The sequence below is a fragment of the Pseudomonas sp. PD9R genome, from assembly GCF_019200975.1.
Classification (GTDB): Bacteria; Pseudomonadota; Gammaproteobacteria; order Pseudomonadales; family Pseudomonadaceae; genus Aquipseudomonas.
Genome location: NZ_JAHTMR010000037.1, coordinates 1 through 10,551, shown reverse-complemented (window position 1 = coordinate 10,551; position 10,551 = coordinate 1). Strand labels below are relative to the sequence as shown.

10 protein-coding genes and 1 pseudogene are annotated in these 10,551 nt (G+C 56.4%); 4 read left to right on the top strand and 7 right to left on the bottom strand.

The genetic code is table 11. The features are described 5' to 3' along the window. Positions 1 to 348: 348 nt before the first annotated feature. On the bottom strand, positions 349 to 1,176 hold the full coding sequence (gene cheR, locus KUF73_RS31200) for a protein-glutamate O-methyltransferase CheR (RefSeq protein WP_056853152.1): 828 nt from the start codon (positions 1,174 to 1,176) through the stop codon (positions 349 to 351). 46 nt (positions 1,177 to 1,222) lie between these two features. Then, positions 1,223 to 2,155 carry a chemotaxis protein CheV gene (locus KUF73_RS31195; RefSeq protein WP_218441775.1) on the bottom strand — a complete coding sequence of 311 codons (933 nt, stop codon included), beginning with the start codon at positions 2,153 to 2,155 and terminating at the stop codon, positions 1,223 to 1,225. An 83-nt stretch (positions 2,156 to 2,238) separates the two neighbouring features. Here KUF73_RS31195 and flgA point away from each other — a divergent pair, with 83 nt between their 5' ends. From flgA to KUF73_RS31175, 4 genes are all read left to right on the top strand, one after another. Next, positions 2,239 to 3,000 carry a flagellar basal body P-ring formation chaperone FlgA gene (gene flgA, locus KUF73_RS31190; protein ID WP_218441774.1) on the top strand — a complete coding sequence of 254 codons (762 nt, stop codon included), beginning with the start codon at positions 2,239 to 2,241 and terminating at the stop codon, positions 2,998 to 3,000. Positions 3,001 to 3,160: 160 nt separating this feature from the next. Further along, positions 3,161 to 3,487: a flagellar biosynthesis anti-sigma factor FlgM gene (gene flgM, locus KUF73_RS31185; protein WP_218441773.1), complete on the top strand. Its 327-nt coding sequence runs from the start codon at positions 3,161 to 3,163 to the stop codon at positions 3,485 to 3,487. Positions 3,488 to 3,535: 48 nt separating this feature from the next. After that, a complete protein-coding gene (locus KUF73_RS31180) occupies positions 3,536 to 4,003 on the top strand; it encodes a flagella synthesis protein FlgN (RefSeq protein WP_218441772.1) in 468 nt (155 codons plus the stop codon). A gap of 92 nt (positions 4,004 to 4,095) precedes the next feature. After that, entirely contained in the window at positions 4,096 to 4,842 is a 747-nt protein-coding gene (locus tag KUF73_RS31175; RefSeq protein ID WP_218441771.1) for a flagellar brake protein, read from the top strand. Positions 4,843 to 4,906: 64 nt separating this feature from the next. Here the strand turns inward: KUF73_RS31175 and KUF73_RS31170 are convergent, their stop codons facing one another. The 5 genes and pseudogenes from KUF73_RS31170 to KUF73_RS31525 form a co-directional block, all read right to left on the bottom strand. After that, complete coding sequence (locus KUF73_RS31170; RefSeq protein WP_218441770.1) at positions 4,907 to 6,271, bottom strand: MFS transporter; 1,365 nt, start codon at positions 6,269 to 6,271, stop codon at positions 4,907 to 4,909. Positions 6,272 to 6,340: 69 nt separating this feature from the next. Next, entirely contained in the window at positions 6,341 to 7,582 is a 1,242-nt protein-coding gene (locus KUF73_RS31165) for a glutamine synthetase family protein (protein ID WP_218441776.1), read from the bottom strand. Positions 7,583 to 7,786: 204 nt separating this feature from the next. Beyond that, a complete protein-coding gene (locus tag KUF73_RS31160; RefSeq protein ID WP_218441769.1) occupies positions 7,787 to 8,479 on the bottom strand; it encodes a sensor histidine kinase KdpD in 693 nt (230 codons plus the stop codon). Continuing rightward, positions 8,476 to 10,080 (bottom strand): tetratricopeptide repeat-containing response regulator, encoded by a 1,605-nt coding sequence (locus tag KUF73_RS31155; protein ID WP_218441768.1) that lies wholly within the window; start codon positions 10,078 to 10,080, stop codon positions 8,476 to 8,478. Before KUF73_RS31155 ends, KUF73_RS31160 begins: the two co-directional genes overlap by 4 nt. Positions 10,081 to 10,405: 325 nt before the next feature. Further along, a pseudogene (locus KUF73_RS31525) lies at positions 10,406 to 10,551 on the bottom strand (group II intron reverse transcriptase/maturase); the annotation flags it as partial.

Here is a 10,551-nt window from a genome sequence, read left to right as displayed (position 1 = left end):
CTGTCCAACCTTGCAAATGCGGGCTCTCGCCAAGGACGGGCCCAAGATACCGTTCGAACTATACGAGTGAGTGTGGAGGGTAGGAGCACGATCTACATTGCAGGCAAAAAGCCTAAGGAGCTGCGCGGCTTCCAGGTCCCTCCCTCGATGATCAGTCGAGAACTATCGCTCCTGACGGAGCGATAGTCGAGATACAAGGAGCTGCCGAAGGCTGCGATCTTTTGACCTTGATCTTCAACAACAAGATCAAAAGATCGCAGCCTTCGGCAGCTCCTACAGGGATGCAAAAGTGTCAGGCATAAAAAAGGGAGTTCCTGAGAACTCCCGTTTTTTGACTGAGCCAACGAATCATTTTGCCTGGTAAATGATCCCCGGGCTGCACTGGACCATCTGGTAGTGATCCGGCAATCCGTTCAGCGCTTCCGAGGCACCAAGGAACAAATAGCCACCCGGCTTCAACGTGCTGTGGATACGCAACAGGATGTCCTTCTTCACTTCGGCAGAGAAGTAGATCAGCACGTTGCGGCAGAACACGATGTCGAACTTGCCAAGGCTCGCGTAGCTGTCCAGCAGGTTGAACGAGCGAAACTCCACCCGGCTCTTGATCGGCGCCTTGATCACCCAGCGTCCCGGCCCTTTCGGGTCGAAATAACGTTGCAGCCGCTCCGGTGACAGACCGCGACCGATGGCCAGGCTGTCGTATTCGCCGGTCTTGCAGTTGTTGAGCATGGTGCCGGACAGATCGGTGGCAACAATCTGCACCCCCATCCGCAACTGGCCCATGTTGACCCGCTCGAACTCATCGATGGACATCGACAGCGAATACGGTTCCTGACCCGACGAGCAGGCCGCCGACCAGATTCGCAGACGCTGGCCCGGACTGGCCTTGATCGCTTCGGGCAATACCTTGTTCTTGAGAACTTCAAACGGATAGGTGTCACGAAACCACAGGGTTTCGTTAGTGGTCATGGCATCCACGACCTGTTCGCGCAAACCACTGCGCGGCTGGGTCTGCATGCGCTGGACCAGTTCACCCAACGACTTGATGCCCTGTTGCTCCATCAGTTTGTTGAGACGGCTGGAGACCAGATACTGCTTGTTTTCACCGAGCAAAATGCCACAGGCTTTTTCCAGGAATACCCGGAACTGTTCGAAATCCAAATTACCCGTAGACAATGCTGCCGCCTCTTAAATCGTGTTGATCGCCAGGGACCGAACGTCCCTAGCTGATGTCTGCTGCTTTGATCCGGTCGACTACCCGGGATGCCAGGTCATCAGGACGGAATTTGGCAAGGAAGTCATCGGCACCGACTTTCTTGACCATCGCCTGATTGAATACACCCGACAACGAAGTATGCAGGATGATATGAAGCTTTTGCATGCGAGGGTCGTTGCGGATCTCAGCCGTCAGGGTGTACCCGTCCATCTCCGGCATCTCGATGTCGGAGATCATCATCAGGAACTCTTCTTCCGGCTTCTTGCCCTCGTCGACCAGTTTGCGCAGGTAATCCAGCGCTTGCCGACCGTCGTTCAACGCCACCACTTCGACACCGACCGTTTGCAGGCAACGCGTGACCTGCTTGCGCGCCACCGACGAGTCATCGACCGTCAGCACGCGCAAGGACAGCGCCTTGTGCTGGGTTTCGACATCCACCACACCGACAGAAATCGCTTCCGGTGTCGGCGCGACTTCCGCCAGCACCTTCTCGACGTCGATGATTTCGACTAACTGATTGTCGACCCGAGTCACAGCCGTCAGGTAGTGGTCGCGCCCGGTACCCTTGGGTGGCGGATGGATCTCCTCCCAATTCATGTTGACGATGCGCTCTACCGACCGGACCAGGAAACCCTGGGTCTTGGTGTTGTATTCCGTGATGATCACGAAAGGATTGCTTTGATCTTTCAACGCCCCGGAGCCGGTCGCCATTGCCAGATCAAGAATCGGAATGGTCGCCCCCCGAATACTTGCCACACCGCACACGACAGGACTGGACTTGGGCATCAGCGTCAGTTTGGGGCATTGCAGCACCTCCCGAACCTTGAACACGTTGATCCCATACAGCTGCTGGCCGTCGAGACGGAACAACAACAGCTCAAGGCGATTCTGCCCCACCAGTTGCGTGCGCTGGTTTACCGAATCCATTACACCAGCCATGCCCAGACTCCTACACCAACGCTAAGTGTTGTTGCGACGCACATTCATCTCTAAACGGCACGGCGCTTGCTTTTTATCTTTCTATGAACACTAAACCGACATTATTCCGACGCCTGACCAAACCCTGCCGCGAGTTGCTCGGCGTGTTGGCGGCTGTGTGCCTGTTCAACGCTGGCAGCCCTGCCCTTGCTGACGCGGTTACCTTGCCTGACATACTTATCGGCGTCACTCAGGGCTTTCTTGAATTCACCGTAGAGGACTATCTGGCCACCAGTCAAACAGAAGGTCGCTACGAAATTCAGGTCAACCAGCTCGATCCGCGCCTGCGCATGCCGCTGTGCGACAAGGAATTGACAGCCACGCTGGAGAGCCCGGCCAAGCCGCTGGGACGGGTTACGGTGAAGGTTCGCTGTGAGGGCTCCTCCCCCTGGACTGTCTTCGTACCCGCTCAAGTGCGCCTGTTTCGCGACGTCGTGACCACCACTCGACCGTTGCGCCGCGCCGGCATCATCGAGTCTTCTGATGTCACCCTGCGTGAACGCGATATCAGCTTAATCAGCCAGGGCTACCTGACCTCCCTGGACCAGGCGATCGGGCAACGACTTACCCGACCAATGGTTACCGATCAGGTCATCACCCTGGTGCACATCGAGCAGGCAGAAGTCATCCGCAAAGGCGATCAAGTGGTGATTACCGCCCGCAGTGGTACGCTCAGCGTGCGAATGCCTGGCGAAGCGTTGGCCAATGGCGGGTTGAGCGAACAGATCCGTGTAAAAAACCTCAACTCCCAGCGGGTCATCAAGGCACAGGTCATTGCACCGGGCCAGGTGGAAGTTTCTATGTAGGCCTCTATGAAGATGTGGCGCTGATCAAAACGGTTCCCTAAACTGTGCCCCATGCAGGGCAAGCGCTGGCGCACGCAAGGTCCTCGACAAATGGGCCTAAAGTTATTCAGGGAATGGCCGAAAACATGGCAAGCGTCCAAATTCCCAGAGGTTTTTTATCATGGTCATTGATTTCAGCCGTTTGAACAGCTCCTCGTCACTTACGGGCAGTACACGTACCAGCGCCAGCAAGGAAACGGCTGACGCCGAAAAATCCGCACCGCTGAATACCCCGGCCGAACAGGCCAGTACCGTCAAAAGCGGGGAGTCGGTACATTTCAGCGATGAGGCTCAACAGTTGCAAAAGGTCACTGATACGCTGCGCGATCAGCCTGTCGTCAACAACGCCCGTGTGGCCGAGTTGAAAGCAGCGATTGCCGATGGCAGCTACAAAGTCGACAGCAACCGTGTAGCCAGCAAACTGCTCAACTTCGAAGCCCAGCGCTAGGCCATGGCCTGCGCCAGGCTTTTGGACGCTTAAAACCCAAGGCCAGCCATGCACGACACTAATTTATTGCAACTGATCACCGACGACTTTGCTCCTGCTCAACACTTGCTGGAGCTACTGCAGACCGAGTCCCTCGCCCTGCATGGTCGCGACATGCCCCTGCTCGAAGAAGTTCTGGCACAGAAACAGGCGTTGATCATTTTGCTCGAACAGCATGGCCGCAAACGCAGCGAAATCCTCGCCAGCCTCAACCTGCCAGCCAACCGCAGCGGCCTGGAGCAACTGGCCAGTCAGTCGAGCGTTGGCGAAGCGTTGCTCGCGCAAAGCGACGTATTGACCGACCTTCTGGCCCAGTGTCACGCCACGAACGCCAACAATGGCCAGTCGATTCTGGTCCAGCAGGCCGCTACGGCCACTCAGCTGAAAATCCTTACCGGCGGCGAACCACCCGCGCTCTACGATGCCAGCGGAACATTCTCCAAGCTTGTGAAACCGCGCCCGCTCAGTCAGGCTTAAGCCTGTCGATGAGCACGCTCTATCAAGACGCGAAACATGCTGGCAAAATGCTGGCTAGCCGTAGTCAAAATTTGTCTGGAGATTGATTAACCGTGTCCAATGCCTTAAATGCGGAAGATGCTCCGCAGCCGCCCAAGGTGCTCAGCACGCCACTGGAAATCTCCGGCAACCTGCGCCAGCTGCAAGAAAGCCATGACCCGCTGATTATCACGTTCCACGAGCGTAGCCAGCGCTTTCAGAGCTATCTGATAGACATCGATCGTGACCGCAACATGATCGCGCTGGACGAAATGATTCCCCGTGATGGCGAACGCTACCTGCTGGCCGGTGAGCCGTTCAAGGTCGAAGGCTTCCACGAAGGCGTGCGCATCGCCTGGGAAAGCAACGGTCAATTGACCATCGATGAATCCGGTGGCAGCCGTTGCTACCGCGGCACCTTGCCTGACGAGGTGGTGTACCACCAGCGTCGCAATGCATTCCGGGCCGCACTGAAACTGGCTCAACTGGTCAATGTCGATCTGGATGGCGAGAAACTCAAGGCCCCGATCAGCGGCAAATTGCTGGACATTTCCGCCACCGGTTGCAAGTTGCGCTTCGACGGCGACATTACTGGCAGCCTGCAACTGGGTCAGGTCTACGATCGCTTCATGGCCGCCCTGCCCTTTGGCAAGATGACTGCCCCGGTCGAACTGCGTTACCTGCACTTCGAAGAAAAGATTTCCACCACCTTCGCCGGCATACGCTTCCATAACATGAGCGGGTTGGTGCAACGGCAGGTCGAGCGCTTCGTCTATCAGTTGCAACGTGAAGCGCGACGCTTCGACAAAGACGACCTCTGATACAACGCTCCAACAAAAACGGGCAGTCCCTTGCGGTGACTGCCCGTTTTTTTATGCTTCGACGTTATGGCCTGGCTTCGGTGAAACTTTGTTCGCGGCCAGAGTCCGGGTCTTCTGGCGGTTGATCGGTTTCAGGCTCCGAGTCCGGTTGCGACTCGGGGTTGACCGGACTGTGCATCTGTTCCTGCACCACCTGCTCATCGACACGCGGGTCGAGGCATGCCACGAGCGGTGAACTCGTCATATTGTCCGGCATCGCAACATGATGCAGCGGCGCGTCTTCTACCTGATGCAGGTTGGTCACGGCTTTCGGGCGAATGCGCCATACCAGTACCAACGCAAAGAAACTGAAGAACGCGTAAAGCATGTGACTGCCGAACAATTTCATCAACACCCCAGCCACGAGTGGCCCGATACTGGCGCCCACCCCGTAGGTGACCAGTAACATTGCCGTCAGCGATACGCGGCGATCGCCCTCGACGTGGTCGTTGGAGAACGCCACCGCCAATGGATACAAGCAGAACTGCACCAGCGAACACAGGAAACCGGCGGCAAAAAGTATTTCCAGTGGCACCTGCTGCATGATCGCCAATGGCAATGCGGCAAGCGCCAGGCAGAAGGCGAAGGAGCGAATCAGCAATGCTCGGTCATATCGGTCGGACAGCCAGCCCAGTGGCCACTGCACCAGCAACCCGGCAAAAATGCAGCTACCCATGAACAGACCGACCTGTTCCGTAGACAGCCCTTGTTGAGAGGCATACAGCGGTGCCAGGCCGTAGAACGAACCGACAATCAGGCCCGCCCCCAGTACCGTGCTCAATGACTGCGGCACACGCTGAATAAAGAACCGTGGTTCCATCGGTGCAGGATGCAAGGGAGCCGGGTGAATCCGCCGGGTCAGCGCCACAGGCACCAGGCACAGGGCAAAACACAGGGCGACCAGCATCAGCAGTTCCAGGCCCAGGCTCGGGTGCATGACCAGAATCAACTGCCCCATTACCAGGCCCAGGTACGAGGCAATCATGTACCCGCTGAACACTAACCCACGCTGCTTGGCGTCAGCCTGCTCGTTAAGCCAGCTCTCGATGACCATGTACTGGCACATCATGCCGAGGCCTACGATCACCCGCAGGAATAACCAGGCGGGCAACCAATCGATCAGGCCATGGCCCAGCACCGCCGCGCCCACGATTCCGGCACAAGCCGAATAGGCGCGGATATGTCCGACCCGGGCAATCAACCGGTGGCCGATCTTGCCCCCCAGCACCAGGCCGAAATAGTTGGCGGCCATCAATGCACCGACCCATAGGCTGTCGACATGATCGGCTGCCAGGCGCAAGCCCAGGTAAGTACTCAACAGGCCCGAGCCGATCAACATCATCAGCGAGGCGAAATACAGCGCTCGAAAGGATTTCCAGATTTGGCGCATCGGCGTTCCGAGCGGCTCCTTGCAGTGAGAAACGGGCTAAGCAAACGATAGCCCGATGTCGACATTTCGTCAGGCCTGGGCTGCTAGAACACGTCGTTCCCAGGGAGTAATTTCATCATAGAAACTGGTCAACTCCAGGGTCTTCGAAGCGACGTAGCCTTCGATGAACTCCTGGCCGAACAGTTCCTTTGCCAATGGGCTACGTTTCAGACGCTCAAGGGCAGCATGCAAGGTACACGGTAACGAAAGATTATCCGGCACTTCGAATTCACCCTGGATCGGCTCGCTCGGTTCCAGTCTCTGTTCAATACCATACAATCCGGCCGCCAGGCTTGCGGCGATCGCTAGATATGGGTTGGCGTCAGCCCCCGGCAAGCGGTTTTCGACCCGACGGGCGACCGGCGAACTGGCCGGAATGCGCAAACCCGCCGCGCGGTTATCATGGGACCAGCAGGCATTATTCGGTGATGCGAAGGGGTGGCACAAGCGCTGATAGGAGTTCACGTACGGCGCAAACAGCGCGGTGAAATCCGCCATGCCGGCCTGTTGACCGGCAATGAAATGGCGGAAGGCCGCGGTCGGCTGACCATCCTCGTCACTGAACACGTTATGTCCGCTGTCGATATCAACGATGCTCTGGTGAATATGCATCGAACTGCCCGGCGTATGCGCCAATGGCTTGGCCATGCAGACCACGGTCAGACCATGTTTGAGCGCCACCTCTTTAAGCAAATGCTTGAACAGGAATGTCTGGTCGGCCAGCAGCAACGGATCGCCATGCACCAAGTTGATCTCGAACTGGCTAACGCCCATTTCGTGCATGAAGGTATCGCGAGGCAGGCCTAGGGCGGCCATGCACTCGTAGACCTCACTGAAAAACGGTCGCAAACCATTATTGGAACTGACACTGAACGCCGAATGGCCGTCCTCGCGACGCCCATCCAGGCCTACCGGCGGCTGGAAGGGTTGAGTCGGATCGCTATTGGGCGCGAAGACAAAGAATTCCAGTTCGGTAGCCACCACCGGTGCCAGGCCGAGGGCGGCATAACGCGCAATCACAGCCTTTAGTTGACCGCGAGTCGACAGTTTGGAGCTTGTGCCGGTCAGTTCGTCCGCATCGCAAATGGCGAATGCCCGGGGTTGCTTGCTCCATGGCAAACGGTGGATCTGTGCGGGATCTGGCACTAACGCCAGGTCACCGTCATCACTTCCGTAAAAACGCGCGGGCGGATACCCGCCCATGATGCATTGCAACAGCACACCCCGCGCCATCTGCAAACGCCGACCTTCGAGGAACCCCTCGGCGGTCATCACCTTGCCACGTGGCACGCCATTCAAATCAGGTGTGACACACTCAATCTCATCAACGCCCGTCAATCGCTGTACGAGTGAATTCAGGCCATCCGTTGTCATGACGCAATCCTTGTTTTTATACGAGCCGTAAACGGCGACCCGTACAAAATAGGCTCCGCATGTTCGGAATTTCAAGCACGACGAATAAAAATGCGATGTGTATCAGGGCAGGTAAAGACTGAAAACACCACCGCCTAATGGACCACCGTTGCTGATTTCAGTCCGCCCGCCGATTCCGTTGCGCTGATGCAAGGCTGCAATACGGCCGGCAAAGTACAGCCCCAGTCCCGTGCTGCCACTGCTCTGATTGATACCCTGCACGTAATCGGCCTGCCGCTGGATCATCTGCGGCGGATAACCTTCCCCATCATCGTTGATGGTTAACACCAGTTGACCGGCGTCATCACTGACGGTGATCAATACCGCATTCCGGGCGTACCGAATGGCATTGTTGATGCTGTTAGCCAACACCGACGCGATCAATTCACGGTCGAAGAAACCCAAAGGGCTCAGTGGGTCCACTTCAAACGTCGCAGCAATACCACGGCTGGCGAACACGTCCTGATGACAGGCCAATTGCGCCTCGATGAAATCATCCAGTTCGTGGTAAGCCGGTTGCAGAGGCATCTGATTGACACCCAGCTTGTAGAGCCCCAGCAGTTGCACCAACATGCCATTGAGGTGAGCGAACTCGAATTCGATCACACCCTGCTCCGGACTATGCCTGGCCGGGGCAGGCAAATTCGCCAACCACTGACTGTGGGCTTGCATCAGCATGGCCAGGGAGTTCTTCATATCGTGCACGGTGGAGGCAATCACCGTGGAAAAGTCTAATGCTTGTTGGTTGTCGTTCATTCGCCCAACGCCTTGCTTTTCAGCTTCTGATAACGCGGATAACGTGAGTCTGTGTCAGGCATCAAGCCGACCATTTTCAGACAAGTCCGACACTCTTCGAGCTCGGCAGACAGCACATTGGTATCAGTGCCATGCAGTAATGCCTGCGCCATGTTCAACGCGATGCTGATGTTCTTTGGCTGGAGCGCCAAGGCTTTGCGGAAAACCTCCCGGGCCTCTACCAGGTTGCCAGTCTTGTACACGCGCACACCCTGACGGTTGAGGTCAGCTGCAGCATTGCTGGAGTTGAGGATGGTCGGATCATCAGTCAGCTTGGCGATGCCCTTCATGACCGTCGGATCGTCTCCGTAGATCTCCGCGCAGTTTTTCAACATCGAAGCGCCGGCATCGGCCTGCCCGAGCATCTGCAATTGCTTGGCTACCAGTAGGGCCGCTTCAGCGCTCATGAACTGTTCCATGCCGTCGAGGCGCATCATTGCCTGTTCGGTAAGCTTCTCGGCGGTTTCGGCGTCGTTGAGCAACAGGCTGGTGGCTTTCATCAACCGTGCTCGAATTTGCAGGCCGGGGTCAGATGGATTTTCCTTGGCCACCGCGCTCAGCGTTGTATTGATTTCCAGACGAGTCCGGGTATCGAGGCCTTTTTCGCTACCTTTGCTGATCAAGGCATGGGCAAGGCCCAGGTTGCTTTCAGCATCCTTGAAACGGGACTGGGCACCTTGGCTAACCGCTTGGCGGTAAGCTTTGGAGGCCGTTTCAAAATCTTCGTTGGTCATCGCCAGCTTACCCAGCAGCGCCTGCCGGCGCACAGCCAGTGGCGATAAGCGAATCGCCTCTTCCAGCACACCCTGCGCAGCCTTTGTGTCTCCTTCGGCAACCAGCACATCCGCCATGCCGTCATAGAGCGCTGGCATCATAGGGAACACTTTCAAAGCTTTTTCGTAGATGCCTTTAGCCTGAGCGACTTGACCACGCTTGAACAACAACTGCCCCAACCCCGCAAAAGCCCATGGCAAAGGTCGATCTGCAATGATGCTGTCGTAGAGACGCTCCAGCGCCTCATTCTGATTAAGATCACGCAGGGCATCCGCCCGATAGCGCAGGCACAAAGGCGAGTAGCGGATGTCTTGCTTACACAGGGCGATGCAAGCATTGAGCACCTCAACGGGTTTACCTCGGTCGAGAGCCTGCAGGATCGGCTTCAGCAAAGTCTTACGTTGCTCCAGCCGCTCAAGACGCTGGGCAAGGCCGGAGCGGTTGAAGGGTTTGGTCAGGTAAGCATCGGGTTCGTGCTCCAGGGCGCTGAGAACCATGGCTTGGCTGGTTTCAGCGGTAACCATGACAAATACACTTTCGTGGCTGATCAGTTTTTCGATCATCAAGTCTTCGAGAACCTGTTGACCATTTTTCTTGCCATCGCCCAGGTGGAAATCCTGCAGGATAAAATCGTAGGACTTTTGCGAACACATACGCAGGGCTTGCTCGCCGGAGTCGGCCGTGTCTACTTCCTTGACACCCAGTTCGCGCAGCATGGACCTGACGGAGCTGCGGAAGTCCGAGAAATCATCGACGATCAGAAAACGCTTTTGGTGATACGACAGCATCGAAGATTTCCAGGCAATTTAAGAAGAAAAACCGAAAGGCCAATTCAGAAACAAGATCAGCTTCGCCGCCCTTTTCGCGCGCAGATGATAGCGAGTGGCCATAGGCTATCAAGCGATTTTTCTTAAACCTCAATAATGATTCAAGGCTGCGAGAAATAGAGATCACTGTGACCATACGGGTTATCGGCCAGTGGTAGCGTTCTCTTGAAGCGGCATAAGGGCAATAGTGCTTTTTCGCTGCGAAAAATGGAGGGATCGAGTAGGAGGCGGATTTACATCCGCCGTCCTCTCACACCACCGTACATACGGTTCCGTATACGGCGGTTCAGGCTATGCGGTTAAGCCGGTTTATCGTATCCAGTATCGAGACCAACCCGAGTCGATCCCACAGTTTCTTCGGTAACGCCTGATTCACATGAGACGCCCCCGAGTTCCACCATGGGCCTCTGCCGTTGAAGGCTGATTTACAGG

What these genes read in the sequence shown, in the direction of transcription:
- KUF73_RS31195 (WP_218441775.1), bottom strand. Translation starts at nt 2,155, where the DNA reads ATGGCTGGTGTAATGGATTCGGTAAACCAGCGCACGCAACTGGTGGGG.
- flgA (WP_218441774.1), top strand. Translation starts at nt 2,239, where the DNA reads ATGAACACTAAACCGACATTATTCCGACGCCTGACCAAACCCTGCCGC.
- flgM (WP_218441773.1), top strand. Translation starts at nt 3,161, where the DNA reads ATGGTCATTGATTTCAGCCGTTTGAACAGCTCCTCGTCACTTACGGGC.
- KUF73_RS31180 (WP_218441772.1), top strand. Translation starts at nt 3,536, where the DNA reads ATGCACGACACTAATTTATTGCAACTGATCACCGACGACTTTGCTCCT.
- KUF73_RS31170 (WP_218441770.1), bottom strand. Translation starts at nt 6,271, where the DNA reads ATGCGCCAAATCTGGAAATCCTTTCGAGCGCTGTATTTCGCCTCGCTG.
- KUF73_RS31165 (WP_218441776.1), bottom strand. Translation starts at nt 7,582, where the DNA reads ATGACCGCCGAGGGGTTCCTCGAAGGTCGGCGTTTGCAGATGGCGCGG.
- KUF73_RS31160 (WP_218441769.1), bottom strand. Translation starts at nt 8,479, where the DNA reads ATGAACGACAACCAACAAGCATTAGACTTTTCCACGGTGATTGCCTCC.
- KUF73_RS31155 (WP_218441768.1), bottom strand. Translation starts at nt 10,080, where the DNA reads ATGCTGTCGTATCACCAAAAGCGTTTTCTGATCGTCGATGATTTCTCG.